Source organism: Geobacter anodireducens (assembly GCA_001628815.1).
Taxonomy (GTDB): Bacteria; Desulfobacterota; Desulfuromonadia; order Geobacterales; family Geobacteraceae; genus Geobacter; species Geobacter anodireducens.
The window spans coordinates 1,230,044-1,249,768 of the sequence record CP014963.1 but is presented as its reverse complement, the minus strand read 5'-3'; the positions used below and the strand labels follow the sequence as shown (position 1 = coordinate 1,249,768).

13 protein-coding genes and 2 pseudogenes are annotated in these 19,725 nt (G+C 63.8%); 2 read left to right on the top strand and 13 right to left on the bottom strand.

Features of this window, described 5'->3' with window-relative positions; all coding sequences use genetic code 11:
• The first annotated feature begins 98 nt into the window (after positions 1-98).
• Positions 99-3,434, top strand: a complete 3,336-nt coding sequence (locus A2G06_05695; GenBank protein ID ANA39915.1) for an alpha-amylase — start codon at positions 99-101, stop codon at positions 3,432-3,434.
• Between the two features lie 127 nt (positions 3,435-3,561).
• On the opposite strand, the gene A2G06_05690 is transcribed toward A2G06_05695, so the two are convergent.
• Positions 3,562-4,083: a MarR family transcriptional regulator gene (locus tag A2G06_05690; protein ID ANA39914.1), complete on the bottom strand. Its 522-nt coding sequence runs from the start codon at positions 4,081-4,083 to the stop codon at positions 3,562-3,564.
• A 214-nt stretch (positions 4,084-4,297) separates the two neighbouring features.
• On the opposite strand from A2G06_05690, the gene A2G06_05685 reads away from it, so the two are divergent.
• Positions 4,298-6,142 carry a chloride channel protein gene (locus A2G06_05685; GenBank protein ANA39913.1) on the top strand — a complete coding sequence of 615 codons (1,845 nt, stop codon included), beginning with the start codon at positions 4,298-4,300 and terminating at the stop codon, positions 6,140-6,142.
• Between the two features lie 126 nt (positions 6,143-6,268).
• Here the strand turns inward: A2G06_05685 and A2G06_05680 are convergent, their stop codons facing one another.
• The 12 genes and pseudogenes from A2G06_05680 to A2G06_05625 form a co-directional block, all read right to left on the bottom strand.
• Positions 6,269-6,652: a mannose-6-phosphate isomerase gene (locus A2G06_05680; protein ID ANA39912.1), complete on the bottom strand. Its 384-nt coding sequence runs from the start codon at positions 6,650-6,652 to the stop codon at positions 6,269-6,271.
• Positions 6,653-6,667: 15 nt separating this feature from the next.
• Positions 6,668-7,510, bottom strand: coding sequence for an NAD(P)-dependent oxidoreductase (locus A2G06_05675; protein ANA39911.1), 843 nt, complete (start codon positions 7,508-7,510; stop codon positions 6,668-6,670).
• Positions 7,507-8,583 (bottom strand): dTDP-glucose 4,6-dehydratase, encoded by a 1,077-nt coding sequence (locus A2G06_05670; protein ANA39910.1) that lies wholly within the window; start codon positions 8,581-8,583, stop codon positions 7,507-7,509. The genes A2G06_05675 and A2G06_05670 overlap by 4 nt, the downstream gene beginning before the upstream one ends.
• A gap of 16 nt (positions 8,584-8,599) precedes the next feature.
• Positions 8,600-10,671, bottom strand: a pseudogene (locus A2G06_05665) (lipopolysaccharide biosynthesis protein).
• Between the two features lie 57 nt (positions 10,672-10,728).
• Positions 10,729-12,003, bottom strand: a complete 1,275-nt coding sequence (locus A2G06_05660) for a bifunctional folylpolyglutamate synthase/dihydrofolate synthase (protein ANA39909.1) — start codon at positions 12,001-12,003, stop codon at positions 10,729-10,731.
• A gap of 117 nt (positions 12,004-12,120) precedes the next feature.
• A complete protein-coding gene (locus tag A2G06_05655) occupies positions 12,121-12,963 on the bottom strand; it encodes an acetyl-CoA carboxylase subunit beta (GenBank protein ID ANA39908.1) in 843 nt (280 codons plus the stop codon).
• 81 nt (positions 12,964-13,044) lie between these two features.
• Positions 13,045-13,839 carry a tryptophan synthase subunit alpha gene (locus A2G06_05650; GenBank protein ANA39907.1) on the bottom strand — a complete coding sequence of 265 codons (795 nt, stop codon included), beginning with the start codon at positions 13,837-13,839 and terminating at the stop codon, positions 13,045-13,047.
• 34 nt (positions 13,840-13,873) lie between these two features.
• Positions 13,874-16,093 (bottom strand): chemotaxis protein, encoded by a 2,220-nt coding sequence (locus tag A2G06_05645; protein ID ANA39906.1) that lies wholly within the window; start codon positions 16,091-16,093, stop codon positions 13,874-13,876.
• 126 nt (positions 16,094-16,219) lie between these two features.
• Entirely contained in the window at positions 16,220-16,723 is a 504-nt protein-coding gene (locus A2G06_05640) for a hypothetical protein (protein ANA39905.1), read from the bottom strand.
• 16 nt (positions 16,724-16,739) lie between these two features.
• The gene (locus tag A2G06_05635; protein ANA39904.1) at positions 16,740-17,387 is read right to left on the bottom strand and encodes a lytic transglycosylase; all 648 of its coding nucleotides are present in this window, start codon (positions 17,385-17,387) and stop codon (positions 16,740-16,742) included.
• Between the two features lie 370 nt (positions 17,388-17,757).
• On the bottom strand, positions 17,758-18,948 hold the full coding sequence (locus A2G06_05630; GenBank protein ID ANA39903.1) for a tryptophan synthase subunit beta: 1,191 nt from the start codon (positions 18,946-18,948) through the stop codon (positions 17,758-17,760).
• Between the two features lie 92 nt (positions 18,949-19,040).
• Positions 19,041-19,468, bottom strand: a pseudogene (locus A2G06_05625) (ADP-ribose-binding protein).
• Between the last annotated feature and the right edge of the window lie 257 nt (positions 19,469-19,725).

Sequence of the window (19,725 nt, the reverse complement as noted above, 5' to 3'; positions counted from 1 at the left end):
TGCCAACCTGGATTCTGAGCAGCAACCAGTCGATGTCACCCCATGTTCTCCGTTGCGCTGTGTTATTTGCTTTTCGAGGATGAAAAAGGAGGTACGCCATGACACGCAGAGTATTCTTGCCGGACGACAATCCCCACTGGTACCGGGACGCCGTCATCTACCAACTCCACGTGAAGGCCTTCGCCGATTCCGACGGCGACGGCGTGGGGGACTTCCGGGGCCTCATGGGGAAGCTCGATTATCTCCAGTCCCTGGGGATCACCGCCATCTGGATTCTCCCCTTCTACCCCTCGCCACTGCGGGACGACGGGTACGACATCGCCGACTACTACAGCGTTCACCCCAGCTACAACACCCTGCGCGAGTTCCGGGAATTCCTCCGGGAGGCCCATACCCGCCGCATCCGGGTCATCACCGAGCTGGTCCTCAACCACACCTCGGACCAGCACCCCTGGTTCCAGCGGGCCCGCCGGGCAAAACCGGGCTCGGCCCACCGGGACTACTATGTCTGGAGCGATACCCCCGACCGGTACCGGGAAACCCGGATCATCTTCCAGGACTTCGAAACCTCCAACTGGAGCTGGGACCCGGTGGCCAAGGCCTACTACTGGCACCGGTTCTACGCCCATCAACCCGATCTCAACTTCGACAATCCCCGGGTCCAGGCGGAAATGCTCCGGGTCATCGACTACTGGCTGGGAATGGGGGTCGACGGGGTGCGGCTGGATGCCGTCCCCTACCTTTTCGAACGCGAGGGGACCAACTGCGAGAATCTGCCCGAGACCCACGAGTTCCTGAAAAGGCTCCGGCAGCACGTGGATGCCTCGTTCCCCAACCGGATGCTGCTGGGGGAGGCCAACCAGTGGCCCGAGGACGCCGTGGCCTACTTCGGCGACGGGGACGAGTGCAACATGCTCTTCCACTTTCCTCTCATGCCGCGCATGTACATGGCCATCGAGATGGAGGACCGCTTCCCGGTGGTGGACATCCTCGACCAGACCCCCCCGATCCCCGAGGGGTGCCAGTGGGCCACCTTTCTCCGCAACCACGACGAACTGACCCTGGAGATGGTGACCGACGAAGAGCGGGACTACATGTACCGGATCTACGCCTCGGACCCCAAGGCCCGGATCAACCTGGGCATCCGGCGGCGGCTGGCGCCCCTGCTGGGCAAGGACCGGCGGCGGATCGAGCTCATGAACGCACTCCTCTTCTCCCTTCCCGGCACCCCCGTCATCTACTACGGCGACGAGATCGGCATGGGGGACAACTACTACCTGGGAGACCGCAACGGCGTCCGCACCCCCATGCAATGGAGCCCCGACCGCAACGCCGGGTTCTCCGGCGCCAACCCCCAGCGACTCTTCCTGCCGGTCATCATTGACCCCGAATACCACTACGAAGCGGTAAACGTGGATATCCAGGAACGCAACCCCTCCTCGCTGCTCTGGTGGATGCGGCGCATCATCGCAGTGCGCCGCCGTTACCGGGCCTTCAGCCGCGGCGCCATGGAGGTGCTCTATCCGGCCAACCACAAGGTTCTGGCGTTTCTCCGCCGCCACGAGGACGAGGTGATCCTCGTGGTGGTCAACCTCTCCCGCTTCGCCCAGGCGGTGAGCCTGGACCTGCAGGAATTTGCCGGCATATCCCCCGAAGACCTGTTCAGCCGGAACCGTTTTCCGGTCATCCGCGAAGCGCCCTACCCCCTCACGCTGGGGCCGCACGACCACTTCTGGTTCCTGCTGCGACGCAGGGAGACACCGCTTCAGGCCGAGGGAGAACTGCCGCGGATCAAGCTCCGGGGCGAACTCCCCTGGTGGGAGGCGCTCAGCCAGGCCAGGGGCGACACCCACCTGGAACGGGTGACCACCGACTACCTCAAGCGAAGCGGCTGGTTCCGGGGAAAGGCACGGGCCATTATCGGCTACGTGCTGCACGACACCGTGCTCCTGCGGCAGGGTGACCGGGTGTTCCCCATCTTCTTCCTTGAGGTGCGCTACCAGGACGGGCCCTCGGAGACCTACCTGATCCCGGTTGCCTTCCTCTCCGGCTCCGGGGCGAAGCGGGTGTGCGCCGAATCCCCCCGGGCGGCCATTGCTGCCCTTGCCGTGGGGGACGAAGAGGGCATCCTCTGCGATGCGGTCCACGACCGGGAATTCAGGGATGCGCTCCTTGCCCTGGCCCTTGGCCGGCGCCGGCTCCACGGCGAGAAAAACGGCCTCGTCGCGCCGGTCCACGCCGGGGCAGTCCGCACCGGCCCCAGGGACGAGACGCATCATCTCACCTCTGAACTCCCCAAGGCGGAACAGACCAACAGCATCATCACGTACGGCGACCGCCACGTGCTCAAGCTCTACCGCAAGGTGGAGCCGGGCATCAATTCCGAGGTGGAAATGGCGCGGTTTCTCACCGCACAATCCAGCTACTCCAACGTTGCCCCGTTCCAGGGGAGCCTGGAGTTGCGATATCCCGGCGCAGAGCCGCGCACGATCGGCCTGCTCCAGGGATACGTACAGAACCAGGGCGATGGCTGGCGGCTCTCCCTCCACATCCTGGGACAGTATTTCGAGCGGATTCTCTCGCGCCGGGGCGAACTGCCTCCCCCGCCGGCGCTGTCTTCGAGCCTCATGGACGGCAGCGCCTGCGCCGTGCCGGAGCCGACGGCCGAGCTCATCGGCGGCTTTTACCTGGAGATGGCAGGACTCCTCGGCCGCCGCACCGCCGAACTCCACCAGGCCCTTGCCGCAGGCGGAAACGACCCGGCCTGGCGACCCGAGGAGTATTCGACCCTCTACCAGCGCGCCGTGTACCAGTCCATGCGCAACCAGGCCCGGCGTACCCTCCAGCTCCTGGCCCAGCGCCGCAAGGAGTTGTCCGCAGACGATCTGGCACCGGTGGACCGGATCCTGGCCGCGGAAAAGGAAATCCTCGCCTGCCTGCGCCCCATCGTCGGCCAGCGGATTCAAGCCATGAAGAGCCGCATCCACGGCAATTTCAGGTTGGAGAAGGTTCTCTTCACCGGCAAGGACTTCATGATCATCGATCTGGAGGGCGAGCCGGATCGGACCCTTGGCGAGCGCCGCATCAAACGCTCACCCCTGCGGGATGTGGCGGGAATGATCCGCTCCTTCCACAACGCTACCCTGACCGCCCTCGCCCGCCACGGGGCGGGCCATCCCGACGACATGTCGCTCCTGGGGCCCTGGGCGGAGGCCTGGTGGTACCACGTAAGCTGCCGCTACCTGGCCGGCTACCTGGAGCGGATGGGCACAAGCCCCCTTGTTCCGACGGAGCGGGGCGACCTGGAAACGCTCCTCCGCTCGTTTCTCCTGGACAATGCCCTCTACGAACTGGGCTATGCCCTCGCCAACCGCCCCGAACGGGTTCCCATCTACCTGCGCGGGGTCGAAACGGTACTGCGGGAGTTTCGCTAACCGCTTCTGTCCCAACGAAAAAAGGAGCCGATCATGGCTCCTTTTTTGCGGGAGTTTCGCTAACCGCTTCTGTCCCAACGAAAAAAGGAGCCGATCATGGCTCCTTTTTTCGTTGGGACATCCTGTTTCACGCCGTATCCGTTCGACCCTTCCGGGCGCCCCTTGCCCGCGCCCGGTTCACCTCCGACGAGAAAATGAGCTGGGGAGGGAGGTTCTGGGCCCCGAGGATGCTGACCATGAGCTGAAACCCTTCGGAGATGGTTTCGAGCTTCTCCCGGGGGATGGTCTCCAACCCCGACACGAGAAGTCCCTGGGCCACCTCGGGGGCCCGCGCCACCAGATCCTTCCCCTCTTCCGTCAGGTCGACCATCACCACCCGGCGATCCTCCCGGGACCGGGTCCGCTGCACGAGCCCCCGGGCCTCCAGCCGGTCGATGATTCCCACCACCGTGGCATTATGAAGATAGAGCCTGCGGGCAAGATCGGAAACCCGGAGGGGACCGTGACCGGCAACGACCTTGATGGCCCAGAGCTGGGGACCGGTGAGCCCCGTCTCGCGCATGGCCCGTTTCGAGTGTTCGTTCACCACCTGAAAGACCCGGCGCAGGTTATCGGTCACATCGGCGATAAGTTCATCAGTGGTTTTCATTGTCAGCTCCGGCTTGAAATGGGGGTGGCTGCCTCCAGCACCCATCCTATCGCCGGTTTTAACGTAACACAAGATAATCGGGGGCAATGCGGGGAAAATCTGTTGCCGAATCGTAATTACGGCAGTATATAGTTTGCATACAAACAGTTGAAGCGGGCCTGGCATCCAGCGTTCCGGGCCGCCGGGCCTTCGCGCCCAGGAGCCACATCCTGCCATGAAACCAGAATCCCCCGAAAAAGCAGCCCGTTGGACCACCCCACTGGTCCTCATCAGGGATTTCCACCTGCTGCGGCGGTTCGTCCGAACGCGGCGGGCGGTCTTTTCGCTCCTCTCCCGGGTCCGGATCAGCGAAAACACGCTCATGGCGATTCTCGCCGTGGGGATCGGCCTGCTGGCTGGACTCTGCAACCATGCCTTCCGCTCGTGCATCGACCTGTTCCGCTGGCTCATCATCGACAGCGGCGGACAGCTGACCGGCTACTCGCCCTATGCCTGGAACGCGAACCGTCTCTGGGCCATCGCCTTCCCCGTCACCGGCGCCGTCGTCATGCTCCCCCTGTTTATCAGATTCAGGGAAGACATGGCCTTCGGCTTCCCCCGGTTTCTGGAAACAGTCAACCTGCGGGGCGGACGGCTGCCACTCAGGCTCATGTTCACCAGGGGGATCGCGTCGGCGCTCACCATCGGCTCCGGCGGCTCCGCCGGCCAGGAAGGCCCCATCGCCCAGATCGGCGGCACGGCCGGCTCCGTGGTGGGTCATCTGCTCGGCATGTCGGGAGAACGGCTCAAGGTTCTCATCGGCTGCGGGGTTTCGGGCGGGGTGGCCGCCACCTTCAACGCCCCCCTTGCCGGGGTGTTCTTTGCCCACGAGATCGTCCTTCTCTCCTCCTTCGAGCTCTCTTCCTTCACGAGCATCGTCATCTCGTCAGGCATGGCAACCGTTGTCTCCCGGGCCATGTACGGCGACATCCCCGCCTTTGACGTGCCGGCCTACCAGCTCGTCCACCCTCTCGAACTCGCCCTCTACGCCCTGCTCGGAGTGGTGTGCGGCTGCCTTGCGGCTCTTTTCATCACCGGCTACGGCAAGACCAGGGGCTTCTTTGCACGCCTTCAGGTCAATCCCCTCTGGAAACCGATTCTGGGCGGCTTTCTCGCCGGCTGTGTGGGAGTGCTCCTGCCTCAGGTCCAGGGCAACGGCTATGACTTCATCGAAAAAGCCGTTTCCAACGATGTTGGGTGGCTCCTCGTCACGCTCCTCATTGCCGGCAAGATGGTTGCTACCTGTGTCACGGTCGGTTCGGGGCTCCCCGGGGGAACCTTCGCGCCCTCGCTCTTTATCGGCTCGGTCGCCGGCATGAGCTTCGGCTTCCTGGCGAACGGCCTCTTCCCCTTCCACACCGCAACGCCGGGCGCCTATGCCCTGGTGGGCATGGGAGCGTTCCTCGCCTCGGTCACCCACGCCCCCATGACCGGCATCTTTCTGCTCTTCGAGATGACCGGCTCCTACAAGGTCATCGTCCCGATCATGCTGGCCTGCGCCATCGGCACCGCCGTGGCCCGGCACTTCCATAAGGACGGCATCGACACCGCCGATCTGGCGGCACGGGGGATCGATCTGCGGGCAGGGCGCGAACAGGCGGTGCTGGAACAGATACGGGTCCGGGGTGTCATGGTGCGCGACCCGGAAATACTGCCGGAGACCATGACCATCCGCCAGTTCCTGGCGCGCAGCCACTCCCCGCGCCAGACCACTTTCCCCGTGGTCACTGCCTGGGGAGAGCTTTCCGGAGTCGTGGTCATCCACGATTTTCTCGGAACCGCATTCGAGCCCGGGCTTCTCGACCGGGTCACTCTGGGGGAAATGGCTGCCGTGGACATTCTGACGATCGCCAGCGAAGACTCCCTGGCGGAAGCGCTCCGGGTGTTCGAGCGCACCCCCCTTGACGAACTTCCCGTTGTGGAGCCCGGCGGGCGGAGACGGGTGGTCGGCATCCTCACCCGCCACGCCATTGCCGCTGCCTACAACAGGGCAATGGTGACACAATCGTTCAAGGGCTGAACACGCCACCATCAACCCGCTGTCCATATTCAGTTTTCAACCAACCGGGAAATCAGTGGGATGGCGCGGCGCGAAAACGGGACGCCGCAGCCTGCCTGAGAATTGTCGGGAAAAGAGAAGGCTCCCCTACCCTTCCTCGTCGGCGCAGGATGCTGCAGGTGTCTCGCAGCGATGGTAATCATCATCGAATCGGACGATGTCGTCCTCTCCCAGGTATTCCCCGCTCTGCACCTCGATGATGACGAGGGGTATCTTGCCCGGGTTCTCCAGCCGGTGATTGCGGCCAATGGGGATGAAGGTGGATTCGTTCACGTTCACCGTGTATTCGTCGTCGCCGCAGGTGACCCGGGCCGTTCCGGAAACCACGATCCAGTGCTCGCTCCGGTGATGGTGCATCTGAAGCGACAGCCGCTGCCCCGGCTTCACCTCGATCCGCTTGATCTTGTAGTTCCTGTTCTCTTCGAGAACGGTATAGGTGCCCCAGGGGCGTTCGCCGCGCTCCAGTTCCATCGTCGTGTTCCTCCGTCAGGACAATCCGGCTTCGCGCCGCTTTTCGAGATAGGTGGCAAGGGCTTCGCGCCAGCCTTCCAGTGCGAGTCCCGTGTCACGGGTCAACTTGTCGCAGCAGAGAGCCGAATAGAGGGGACGCGGGGCCGGGCGCCCCAGTTGGGCGGTGGTCTGGGGCCGGACGGTCATCTCCACTCCTGCTTCGGCAAAAATGGCCCGGGCGAACTCGAACCAGGAACAGATCCCCCTGTTGGCGGCATGATAGGTGCCGCGACAGTTGTTCTCGATCAGTTCGCTGATGGCCAGGGCAAGGTCCACTGTCCAGGTGGGGGAGCCAAACTGGTCGTCCACCACGGCGATTTCGCTCCGCTCCGTCGACAGGCGCAGCATGGTCTCCACGAAGTTCTTGCCGCCGAGCCCGTAGAGCCACTGGGTCCGGACGATGAGATGGTCCGGATTCCAGCGGGCCTGTTCCTCGCCCAGAAGTTTCGACCTGCCGTACACGCTCAGGGGATTGACCGGATCATCCTCCTGAAAGGGGCTCCCCTTGGTGCCGTCGAACACGTAATCAGTGCTCACCTGCACGAGCAGCGCCCCGATCTCGCGGGTCACGGCGGCCAGGTGCCCCACCCCCTCGCCGTTCACCGCCATGGCAAGGTCCGCGTTGGTCTCGCAGCCGTCCACATCGGTGTAGGCGGCACAGTTCACCACCACTCGCGGCTTCAGGGTCAGAATGACCCGCCGTACCGATTCCGGCGAGGTAATGTCGATCTCCTCGATGTCGACCCCCCGCACGTCCCCCGGCAGCACCCGCATGAGGTCGCGGCCGAGCATTCCCTTGGCACCGACCACCAGGATCATTGCCCGCCTCCGTACTGTGTTTCGTAGTAATCCCGGTAGGAGCCGGACGTCACCTCGTCCACCCAGGCGCGGTTGGCCAGGTACCAGTCCACGGTTTCGGCAATGCCGCGCTCGAAGGTGTACGAGGGCTCCCACCCCAGCTCCCGCTTGATCTTGGCAGCGCTGATGGCGTAGCGGCGATCATGGCCGAGACGGTCCTTGACAAAGGTGACGAGGCCGCGGCTTTCACCGCCGGCCCTGCCAAGCCGTTCATCCAGGAGATCGCAGAGCAGGTGCACGATATCGATGTTGAACCACTCGTTGTTGCCCCCCACGTTGAAGACCTCGCCCGGCTTGCCTTCCTTGAGCACCGTCTCGATGGCCGTGGAATGATCCTTCACATGGAGCCAGTCGCGCACGTTGCGGCCGTCGCCGTACACCGGCAGGGGCTTTCCGGCCACGATGTTGTGGATCATGAGCGGGATCAGTTTCTCCGGGAACTGGAAGGGGCCGTAGTTGTTGGAGCAGCGGGTGGTCAGGACCGGCAGGCCGAAGGTCTCGTTGTAGGCCCGCACCAGCAGGTCGGAACCGGCCTTGCTCGCCGAGTAGGGGGAGTTGGGGGCCAGGGGGGTCTCCTCGGTGAAGTAGCCGGTTTCCCCCAGGGTCCCGTACACCTCGTCGGTGGAAACGTGCAGGAAGCGCAAGCGCTCCGCCGCGCCCGACTTCCAGTGGCGGCGGCTCTCCTCCAGGAGCACCTGGGTGCCGAGGACGTTGGTCCTCACGAAAATCTCCGGTCCCAGGATGGAGCGGTCCACGTGGGATTCGGCGGCAAAGTGGACAACCGCGTCGATCCGCTCCTCGGCCAGGATGCGCCGGACCAGCTCTGCGTCGCCGATGTCGCCCTTCACGAAGCGGTAGGCCGGGTTCTGCTCCACGGCGGTCAAATTGCGCAGATTGCCGGCATAGGTGAGAAGGTCCAGGTTGATCACCCGGCAACCGGGGTTCGCCGGCAGGAAGTGGTTGATGAAATTGGAGCCGATGAAGCCGGCGCCGCCGGTCACGAGCACGGCGGAAGGGGAAAAGGAGTCACCCATGACAACCTCCTGGGAATTAGAATGCCCGTATCTTGCCCACCGACCCGATGCCGGCCAGGGCAAAGGTGACGAAGAACTCGTTGGTATCGGGCCGGTCGCGGTAGGAGAAGCTCACGCTCCAGCACTGGTGCCGGTACTCCAGCGAATAGAAGGACTCGAGGGTCCCCTTGCGATCAAAGGAATACCGGTTGGCGTAAGTGGCGAACACCGGTGAGAACAGGGCCAGCGATGCCTTCGCCTCCAGGTACTCCACCTCGTCCCGGGCGTGGCGGTAGGTGATGCCGGCCGCATTCCCCTTTTCGTCGCGGGCATCGGCCGACACGGCCACCGTGGAAAGGACCGTGCGGTAGGGATTGTAGCGCAGGTCGGTGGATAGCGACACCAGCCGGTGGGGGTGCACCGCGGCCTCCACCTGCACATCGGTAAAGTGCCGCTTCTCATCCACCAGGGTGAGGAGATCGCGGCGGGTGCCGCTGAACTCGTAGCCCTGGGCGATGCGAAGATAGAGCAGGTCCCGGTACTCGGGCGGCCCGTCGCCCCGGTCGAACCGGCCGGTCACGTAATTGGTCAGGGAGTAGACGACCCGGTTCTCATGCACGATGCGGTCGTTGTAATCGAAGAACGGAAGCGATTCCTGGTCCCGGTCCTGCACGTAGTTGTAGCGAATCTCGGGGATCATCACGTGGCGGACCCGGGGCATGGTGGGACTGGCCGTTTCGAACACCCGCGAAAGCGTTGAGGAAAGCGAGGTCCCGGCCGAAAAGAGCCCCGATCCGCGGATACCTTCGCCGCTCTCCACGCCGTGGGCATAGTAGAGGCGCTGGCGGTAGCCGACCCAGGCGGCGGCTTCCAGGGGACCGAACGGTTTTGCGTACCCCGTGAGCACGGGGGAGAGGTCGAGCCGTTGCCCCTTGATCCCCTCCCTGCGGTAGAAGTTGATGAAATTGGAATCAAAGGAGAAGAACACCGGGGTTTCCCACAGCCGCTGGCGGATGCCCGTCAGGGTTATGGTGGGGAGCTTCTGGAGGGTCTTGCGGTTGTCGGGAACCTCTTCCCGCAGGTCCTGCACGTAGCGGAACTCGCCGGAAAGGATGTGACGATCGAAATACTTGGTGGCCGAAAGGGTGGTCTCCAGTTGGCTCTGGTTGTAAACCCCGCTCTCTTCTGCGTAGTCCCGGTAGAAATTCCGGTCGGCCACCAGGTTGATGTCGGACTTCAGGTTGAACGTATCCGAAACGATCTCCTGGTGCCGCTGGGAGAGGTCGCCCCGAAAACGCTGCTGCTCGGTATCGTAGATGACGAAGCCCCGCAGGTTTCCTTCGCTGCCCCGCTTCCGGATGTAGCGGTAATCCACGCCGAGCCCGGTTCCGCGCTTGGTCAGGATGTCGAGGTTGAAGGTCGCGTCCTGGCTGGGGCTGATGGCCCAGTAATAGGCCAGGTCCACCATGAATCCCTTTTTGCTGGAGTTGCCGGTGCGGGGCGTGAGCAGGCCCGACTGCCGCTCGCGTTTCACGGGATAGATGAGGTAGGGAAAGTAGAGGAGCGGCACGTCCTTGACGTAAAACAGGGCGTTCTTGCCGGTGGCGTAGCCTCGGCGTTCACGTCGATTTCGGAAGCGGAGAACTTCCAGCTTGGATTGTCCCCGTCACAGGTGGTGAAGACCCCCCGTTCCAGGCGATACGCGTCGGGACCCCGCTTTTCCATCTGCTGCGCCCGCAGGTGGAAGTTGCCCTTGGGCATGAAGGCAGCGCCGTTTTCCACCACGCCGGTGTCGGTCCGGTAGTTGAGCCGGATCCGGTCCGCGCGCAGGGTATCGCCATCGCGCATGAGGATCACGTTCCCCCGGGCCTCGGCCTCCTCCTTGTCGCCGAACAGGAACGCCCGGTCCGAGAGGAGCGTCATCCCCCTCCCCCTGATCCGCACGTTGCCGCTCGCCTCCACCGTGTCGCCGGCCGCCTCATGGGTCAGGGTGTCGGCATCGAGGTAGAACGGCTCCTCGCCCCCGCCAGCGCCCCGGGCCGCGTGGGGCGGGGCCAGGAGCAGCGCGAGAACGATGCCTCCAGCTATACGGATGGGATTCAATGGCATGGACGGTTTCCGTGTCCGGGTCGTTAACTGCACATGAGCGGCATGGCCGGTTGCCGGTCAGCCGCGAAACGGCTCGTATCGCTGCGAGAGAAGAATCGCCCGTGCCTCGCCCACCGTGAAGAGGGAGCCGCAGACGAGAATGAGATCCTGTGCGCCGGCCCGCTGCCGGGCGAGATCGAGCCCCTCGGCTACGGTGCCGCCGGCAACGGCATTGAGCCCTTTCTCCCGGCACAGTTCAGCGAGGCGTCCGGCATCAAGGCTCCGCTCAACCGCGGGCGTGACCGCCACCACCTCATGGGCCAGGGGCAGAACAGGGGCGAGAATCCCCGCCGCATCCTTGTCAGACATGACGCCGGTCACCACGATCAGGCGTTGTCGGGGATAATCGGTCAGCGAGTCGGCGAGCGCCCGGGCACCGTCGGGATTGTGGGCGCCGTCCAGCAGCACCCGCGGGGCGCCGGACAAGAGTTCCATCCTGCCGGGCCAACGGGCCGCATCGATGCCCGCCCGTAGCGCGGAGGAGTCGAGGCGGAAGCCGTTATCGGCCAGGATCTCGGCGGCGGCCAGGGCCGTGGCTGCGTTCGCCGACTGATAGCGGCCGCCGATGCCGGGCCGCAGGCCCGCAAGCTGAAGCGACAACCCGTCATAGGCGAGGGACGATTCATCCCACGCGGCGGAAAAATCAGCACCGAAGCATACCAGGGGAGCCCCCAGGCTGCGACCGCGCTCAATGAAGACGTCACGGGCTCCAGCCGGCTGGCGCGAAAGGACCACGGGCCGGCCGGCCCTGATGAGGCCTGCTTTCTCCCGGGCGATGGCCGGGATGGTGTCGCCCAGCCACTCGCAATGGTCGAGGGCAACGGGAGTGATGACCGTCAGGATTCCCGTGGCTGCGCTCGTGGCATCGGCACCGCCTCCCATTCCCGCTTCGAGAACCGCCGCGTCAACCCCTTCCTCGACGAAATGGAGCAGCGCCATGGCCGTCACCACCTCGAAAAAGGTGGTTCCTTCCGGCGCGTTTGCCAGGACCTGCCCGGCCACGCGCGCGGCGCTCTCCTCGGCGATCTCCCTGCCGTTGACCCTGAACCGTTCGGTGAAGCGGGTGAGATGGGGAGAGGTGAAAAGTCCTGCCCGGTATCCCCCCTCCGCCAGAATGGAAGCCAGAAAGGCGGCCGTTGACCCCTTGCCGTTGGTCCCGGCCACATGGACGACCCTGAGCCGTTCCTGGGGGTTGCCGAGCCGCTGGAGGAGAGTGGCGATCCGTTCGAGTCCCGGCCTGATGCCGAAGCGCCGCAGGCCGTAGATATGTGCCAGGATCTCCCCGTAGGTCATTGCTGGCCGGAATTATAGGAAATGGAAGGATAAATGTCCACTGATTTGACCTGGCACGAAAAAGGGGCCGGTCAACGAACCGGCCCCATTCGTGCGTATCCCGGTCGGGAACGGGAGTCAGCCGCGATACAGCATGGAAAGTATCCGGGCGAGGCTCGCCCGCATCTCCTTGCGCTCCACGATGACGTCGACCATGCCATGGTCCAGGAGATACTCGGCCCGCTGGAACCCTTCGGGGAGCTTCTGGCGGATGGTCTGCTCGATGACCCGCGGGCCGGCGAAACCGATGAGTGCCTTGGGCTCGGCCATGTTGACGTCGCCGAGCATGGAGAAGCTGGCGGTCACCCCGCCGGTGGTCGGATCGGTCAGGATGGAAATATAGGGAAGCCCCAGCTCCTTGAGCTTGGCCAGGGCCGCCGAGGTCTTGGCCATCTGCATCAGGGACAGGATGCTTTCCTGCATCCGCGCACCGCCCGAAGCGGAGATGATGATGACCGGGGTCCGCTTCTCGATCCCCCGCTCGATGGCGCGGGTGATCTTCTCGCCCACCACGCTCCCCATGCTCCCCCCCATGAAGGAGAAGTCGAAGACCGCCATCTGCACCGGGATACCCTCAATGGCGCCCTCGCCGCAGATGACCGCGTCGCGCGAGCCCCCCTTGGCAACCGCCTGCTGGATCCGGTCCTTGTAGCTCTTGGAGTCTTTGAAATCGAGGACATCCACCGAGGTCATGACAGCATCGTATTCCGTGAAGCTGCCGGGGTCCAGGAGCAGATCGATCCTCTGGCGGGCCGAGATCCGGTAGTGGTGTCCGCACTTGGGGCAGACATTGATGTTCTTCTCCAGGTCCTTGGTCAGAAGGTTTTCCTTGCAGCTCACGCACTTGGTCAGGAGACCCTCGGGAACTTTCACCTTCTTGTCAGCCGCGCCCGGTGCCTTGTCGCGTTTGAACCACGCCATGTCGTCACTCCGTCGGGACGTTCGCATCCCGGATTTTTTAGTGAAATTGAAAAGTTTTATTACCAAAAAAGTCAGCTAAAGTCAATTTCCGATCGCTTCGCGCAGCGCGGAAACGAAGGCTGTGACCTCTCGCCCGAGCTCGGGGCCCGTGAAGCGCTCGAACAATTTGACGATGGCGCTTCCCACCACCACGCCGTCGGCCGAGGCGGCCACCTGGGCAGCCTGGCCGGGGGTCGAGATGCCGAAGCCGACCACGACCGGCACGGCGACCGCCCCGCGAATGGCGGCCACATTGGCGGAAACGGATTCCTCCACGCCGTTCCGCGCACCGGTCACCCCGGTCACCGACACGTAATAGACGAAGCCGCGAGCCTGCCGCGCCACTTTCCGGATGCGCCCCTCATCGGAGGTGGGGGTAAGGAGAAAGATGACATCGAGCCCGTGGCGGTCGGCACATGACGTGAACTCAACCGCCTCCTCCGGGGGGAGGTCAACCAGGAGCACGCCGTCGACCCCCGCGGCCGAGGCATCCGCCGCAAAGCGCTCAGGGCCGTGGATCAGGATCGGATTGTAGTAGCCCATGAGCACGATGGGCACCTGGCAGCGGGTGCGGACGCGGCGCACCATGTCGAGGATCTTCGGCAGGGTCGTCCCCGCGGCGAGCGCCCGTTCGGAAGAGAGCTGGATGGTGGGGCCGTCGGCCATGGGATCAGAAAAGGGAACGCCCAATTCCACGATGTCGACGCCGCTCTCAGCCAGAAGCGGAATCAGCGCTTCCGTGGCGGCCAGGTCCGGGTCCCCGGCGGTGATGAAGGTGACGAGGGCCTTGCGGCCGTTATGTTTCAACTCGGCAAACGTGCCAGCGATTCTGCTCATGGGAAGCCTTTCGGAATGGTTGCCGGTCTGGGTTTCAGGGAGTGCGCAGGTCCCCGGCCCCGGTTCCGGGGTGCCGATCCTCCACCTTGAAACTGCTCATCCCCCGCTCAAGGACCTCCAATTGGCGGGACAGCCGCGAAACCGCATCGTCCATCATCCGCGCCGAGCCGAGGTTGGTCGAGGTCGACTCCTGGATGTCTTCCACGGCGCGGATGATCTGGTCGCTGCCCCGCGACTGCTCGTCGCAGGCCCGCTTGATCTGCTGGATCATGTCGGTGATGTTCTCGGTGGAACGGGCGATGAACGAGCCCACCTTGCTCTGCTCACGGGTGGAGATCCTGACCTGGGAGGTAAGCCCCTTCATCCGCTCCGCGGCGGCCATGATCATGTCGCTCCCCTTGCCCTGCTCACGGGTGGCGCTGGCCACCTGGGCGATCATGTCTGAAACCCGCTCCATGGCGCTGCGGATCATCTGGCTTCCCTTGGCCTGTTCCATGGTGGCCCGGGCAATGCTCTCCACCTGGGTCGTGGCCCCCTGGACGCCGGAAACGATCTTGGCCAGGGCCTCGCCCGATTTATGGGACAGGGCCTCGCCGTCGGCGATGCTCTTTTCGGCCAGGTCGATGGCCTCCACGGCCCGGGCGGTTTCGTCCTGGACCCCTTTGATCAGTTGGGCGATCTCGCGGGTGGAACTGGTGGTCCGCTCGGCCAGTTCCTTGATCTCGTCGGCCACAACGGCGAATCCCTTGCCGTGTTCGCCCGCCTGGGCCGCGATGATGGCGGCGTTCAGGGCCAGCAGGTTGGTCTGCTCGGCCACCTCGTCGATGACCGACAGAATCGCGCCGATGTCGGTGGCCCTGACGGAAAGGGTTTCGATCACTTCCGAGGTGATCCGGGAAGAACGCTTGATCTCGTGGATACCGGCAATGGTCGCTTCAACCGAGGCCTTGCCCATTTCCGCATCCCGCCGCACCTCTTCGGAAATGGCAGCGGTCTCCATGGCGTTTTTCTCCACCTGCCTGATCGAGCTGTCCATCTCGGCCACGGACGAGGCAGTGGTGGTGGTCACATCCTGGAGGCTCACGACGCTGTTGGCGATCTGCTTGATGGACGCGGCCATCTCCATCACCGAAGAGCTCACCTCCTCAACGGCCTGGGCCAGGGAGTCCACGTTCACGGCCACCTCTTCGATGCTGGCGGCCATTTCAAGGATCGACGACGAGGTTTCCGAGGCGGAAAGGGAGAGGCCGTCGACGCCGCGGGACACCTCTTTGATGGAGGTATTGATCTGGGCAACGGCCGACGAAGTCAGGGACACCCCCTCGGCCTGGACTTCCGCCGCAGCCATGACCCGGCGCGAAGCCTCGAAGATGTTGGCGGAAATCTGCCCCACCTCCACCAGGGAGTGGTTCACCTTCCGGACCAGCTCTCCCAGCATTTCCAGCATGATGTTGAAGTCCCGGCCGAGCAGCGACAGCTCGTCCGTGGCACTGGTGGTCACCCGGACGGTCAGGTCCCCCTCCGCCCCCTTGTTCAGCGCCTTGACCATCATGTTCACCCGCCGGATGATGTTGCGGGTGGCCACGACGCCGAAGACGAAGGCCAGCACGGCAGCCCCGATGATGACGATGACGAAGGTGATGCTGACCGAAGCCCGGATCTGGCGCGTTTCCTGCCCCACCGCCTGCATCAGCCCCTTGACCGTCTCGATGAGGTCATCGATGTCGCGGGCAACGAATTCGCTCGCCCCGGACAGTTCGGAGATGAGCCGGGACTCAACGAGCGCCGAAGGGGACTCCGAGCCGCTCAGGACCCCTGCCTTGTAGGCGATGATCTTGTCCGCCACCTTTTCATACTCGCTCCAGGTCTCCATGAGCGCCTTGGCGTGCTCTTCCATGACGGTATCGACGGCGCCCAGCCGGATGCCCAGGGCCGGGTCACCCTTGCGCAGCGCATTGCTGTAGCGCCTGAAGATGTCCCGGTTCTTATGGTAGGACTCCACGTTCGTCGCCATGGTCTTGGCATCCACGTGCCCCATCATCGCTTCCAGCAGGGCGACGCGGCTGGTGCGCTCGGCGGCCTGGAGCTGCAACGCCAGCTTCTGCTGGTCCGCACGGGTCTGCATGAGATCCGAAACCCGGCTCCCGACCATCCCGATGGAGCGGATGCCGATAAATCCTGTGACAGCGACGATGACGGCCATGATGGCAAAGGAGCCGATGAGCCGGTAACCGAGTTTCATTTCCTTGAACATGGCGGAGAACTCCGAAGGGACACGTAGAGGTGATGGATTCTGATATATCAGAGGGGTGTCCGCATTATCAAGCGAAAAGGAGGCGCCACGCCGGTGATGCGTGACGCCGCCGCATGGGGTGCACGATCAGCGCCGGAGGCTGTTGATGGCTCCTGTGAATCCTTTAAGGATCTCTGCGGGACGGTACCGCTGCGGTACTGAAAAAGTGCCCGTCGAGCTCACCGGCACCAGCCTGGCCCCCAGGGGAGTCTCGACCTCCAGCGCCCCGGTCAGCCGGTAGGGAATCGCGGCCGGGTCCGGATGCCGCTTGAGAATCTCCATGACAGAGCGGAAGGGGACGCGGAAAGGAAGGCGCACATCGGTAGTGGCGGTGCCGGGGAATTCGATGCGCCGTCGGTCTCCCCCCGTGGTCAGGGGGAGAGCCAGCACCTGGAGATCATAGCTGTACCCGGTCAGCGTCAGGGCAAAGGAGTTGTTATTGGTCACGCCGAGAAGCAGCTCGATATCGACCCCGTCCGCTCCGATGCGGGTCACTGCCACATCCTTGACCGCGACCCGCGGTTCGGAGAGGAACAGGGAGCAGCCCGAAAGAAAGAGCAGCATGAATGAGGCAAACACTACCTGTTTCACGGGAAAGCCACTCCTGTCATGAAGCCTGCTCCACTTCGATGCGGAGCTCCTGGGCCCGCACCGGAAGCGACGGCTCCAGTTCACGGAGGATCTCTCTCCGGTAGCGGCGCCGCTTGATCTCGTAGGCATCGGCCTCGGGGCCGACGCCACAGTAAAGTTTCTTGGCACGGACAAGGTCGCCGTTTGCCATGTCGAGCTTGCTGTAGAGCTCCCGCACGGCGGCTTCGGCGCACTTCTCGTCGTCCTGCATCTCCTCGGGCCGGTAACCGTGGCTGGCGGCGCGGTACGGCATCAACTGCCACACGCCGAGCGCCCCTTTGGGCGAGACTGCCTTGGCATTGAATCCGAGGGAACCGGTTTCCGAGAGGGCTATTTCCGCCAGGTCGAGCGGCATGAGGTCGGTGCCGAGGGTTTTCAGGTAGCAGAGGGCTGCGAGCTTGTGGGCGCGCTCAGGGGTCGTCCTCTTGGCGAAGACGACTGCGATGGCCCGGGCCTGGCGCTGTCGTTCATCATACTCGACGCCTTGCTCCATGAGCCTGCGGACCTCCAGATCGGTCGCGGCGGCGAAGTGTGCCGTCGGACCGGCTTCCTTGCGAAGTCCGCTCTGGTTGCAGGAGACGCTGAAGAGCATCGTTCCTGCCAATACTAGTATCATCTTTTTCATAGTGGTTTTTTGGTCGGGGTACGCAGCTTTGCCGGACGGTCCGAAGTACGGGCGGTGATCAGTGGGAACGGCTCCGGCTGAAACCTCCTTTCAGTAAATTTCGGCCTCGCCCCGGACAGCGGGCGGGACCAAACGGGGACGGCAACGGGGCCGCCCGATGGCTATGGACAGGTTGGTCAATGAATGAGAACCGTTGCAGAAACGGCAAAAGGACCCCTGTGGGGTCCTTTCCCTGTGCCTGTTCTATTTTACAGGCGAAATAAGTTATAAGTTAAAACAGTTTGCCTTGTCAAGCTTTTTTCTGAGATTCGCCTCTACTTTCAATATGTTACACTGCATTTTCAGCGAGTTTCCCCCGGATATCGAGCACCTAAAAGCATACCCCCATGGCATCGGCCACGGTATGAATATCCTTGTCCCCCCGGCCCGAGAGGCAGACCACGATGGTCTGCTCCTTCGGCAGCGTCGGCGCCAGCTTCACCACGTGGGCGATGGCGTGGGACGACTCCAGTGCCGGCATGATCCCCTCCTCGCGGGTAAGGAGCGTGAAGGCCGCCAGGGCCTCCTCATCCGTAACCGACACGTACTCGGCCCGGCCCGCATCCTTGAGCCAGGCATGCTCCGGGCCGACGCCGGGGTAGTCGAGACCCGCGGATATGGAGTGGGCATTGGCGATCTGGCCGAACTCGTCCTGAAGCAGGTAGGTCTTGTTGCCGTGGAGGACCCCGACGCTCCCCGCGCACAGGGGCGCCGCGTGGGCGCCGGAGGCGATGCCGTGGCCCGCCGCCTCCACCCCCACCATCCGCACTTCGCGGTCATTGAGGAACGGATAGAAGAGCCCCAGGGCGTTGCTGCCGCCGCCGACGCAGGCCACCAGCACATCCGGCAGCCGCCCCTCGACCTTCCTGTGCTGGGCCTTGGCCTCCCGGCCGATGACCGCCTGGAAGTCGCGCACCATGGCCGGATAGGGGTGGGGCCCCGCCACGGTGCCGATCACGTAGAAGGTGTTGTGGATGTAGGTCACCCAGTTGCGCAGGGCCTCGTTCATGGCGTCCTTCAGGGTGGCGGTCCCGGCGGTCACCGGCGTGACCGTGGCGCCCAGGAGCTTCATCCGGAAGACGTTCAGGGCCTGGCGCCGGATATCCTCCTCCCCCATGAAGACTTCGCACTCCATACCGAACAGGGCCGCGATGGTGGCCGTGGCAACCCCGTGCTGCCCCGCGCCGGTCTCCGCGATGACCCGCTTCTTCCCCATCCTTTTGGCCAGGAGCCCCTGGCCGATGGTGTTGTTCACCTTGTGGGCGCCGGTATGGTTCAGGTCCTCGCGCTTGAGGTAAATCTTCGCGCCCCCGAGCTTTTGCGTGAGCTTTTCGGCGAAATAGAGCGGATTGGGCCGCCCCACGTACTGGCGGAGGTAGTAGTCGAACTCCTCCTTGAACTCGCGGTCGTGCCGGTAGTGGTTGTAGGCCTGCTCCAGCTCCAGCAGGGCCGGCATGAGGGTTTCCGGCACGTAGCGGCCGCCGAACTGGCCGAAATGGCCCTGCCTGTCGGGTAATTTCATATATCCTCCAGTGGTTGTATTCGTGTAGTGGTTAAGGTGGCTGATAGCCGGAAACCGAGGCCGACCATTCTCGCACATCAGGGCAAGCCCCATCAAGGGGCAGTGATCATTGTAAACCGGTCGTCAAGGATATCCGCCAGAAGCGGCCGCACATCCTGCCACGCCAGGCCGCCCCCGCCGCAGCCGGGACGGGGGACGATGACGCGGGTCCACCCTTCCCGGTCGGCAAGCGCCCGCAGTTCCGCGGCGGAGCGCCGGATGGGCGCAGGTCTGGATTCGCCCACGGGCTCTCCTCCACGGGAAAGCTGACGAGTCCGTCGCCGATGGCGTGGACATGGTTTCCCCCTTCGGCCAGCACAGCACCGAGCCGGGCCGGCAGACCAGGGAACCGCTCCCGGGCCTGCCGGGCACAGCCGCGCCCCAGAACGGCCTCCCCCTTCTTTGTCAGGTGGCCGTTGGTGGTGATGCAGATAATTGCGGTGCCGAGGTGGTCCCAGATGTTGCCGGTTGTTTCGTTCATTGGGGGGGCCTGTGGTTGTGTAACTTGGGCGACCGTGTCAGCTTGAATTCGAATCCGAGATTCCGCCCGGTTTGCTGAATCAACAAATCAAGCTCCGCGCCGGCGTGCACACTCTGGAAGTAGGGTTCATCGCACCAGACAACGATTCGGCATACCATGATATTTAGGAATCACAAATCGAAATTTGATGGTAATCATCCCCTTCATCTCAAACAAGAAAAGGGGATGGAAATACTTCCGTCCCCTTTTCCATTCAC

Coding starts and splice junctions, on each gene's coding strand:
- A2G06_05695 (ANA39915.1), top strand. CDS start 99: ATGACACGCAGAGTATTCTTGCCGGACGACAATCCCCACTGGTACCGG.
- A2G06_05690 (ANA39914.1), bottom strand. CDS start 4,083: ATGAAAACCACTGATGAACTTATCGCCGATGTGACCGATAACCTGCGC.
- A2G06_05685 (ANA39913.1), top strand. CDS start 4,298: ATGAAACCAGAATCCCCCGAAAAAGCAGCCCGTTGGACCACCCCACTG.
- A2G06_05680 (ANA39912.1), bottom strand. CDS start 6,652: ATGGAACTGGAGCGCGGCGAACGCCCCTGGGGCACCTATACCGTTCTC.
- A2G06_05675 (ANA39911.1), bottom strand. CDS start 7,510: ATGATCCTGGTGGTCGGTGCCAAGGGAATGCTCGGCCGCGACCTCATG.
- A2G06_05670 (ANA39910.1), bottom strand. CDS start 8,583: ATGGGTGACTCCTTTTCCCCTTCCGCCGTGCTCGTGACCGGCGGCGCC.
- A2G06_05660 (ANA39909.1), bottom strand. CDS start 12,003: ATGACCTACGGGGAGATCCTGGCACATATCTACGGCCTGCGGCGCTTC.
- A2G06_05655 (ANA39908.1), bottom strand. CDS start 12,963: ATGGCGTGGTTCAAACGCGACAAGGCACCGGGCGCGGCTGACAAGAAG.
- A2G06_05650 (ANA39907.1), bottom strand. CDS start 13,839: ATGAGCAGAATCGCTGGCACGTTTGCCGAGTTGAAACATAACGGCCGC.
- A2G06_05645 (ANA39906.1), bottom strand. CDS start 16,093: ATGTTCAAGGAAATGAAACTCGGTTACCGGCTCATCGGCTCCTTTGCC.
- A2G06_05635 (ANA39904.1), bottom strand. CDS start 17,387: ATGAAAAAGATGATACTAGTATTGGCAGGAACGATGCTCTTCAGCGTC.
- A2G06_05630 (ANA39903.1), bottom strand. CDS start 18,948: ATGAAATTACCCGACAGGCAGGGCCATTTCGGCCAGTTCGGCGGCCGC.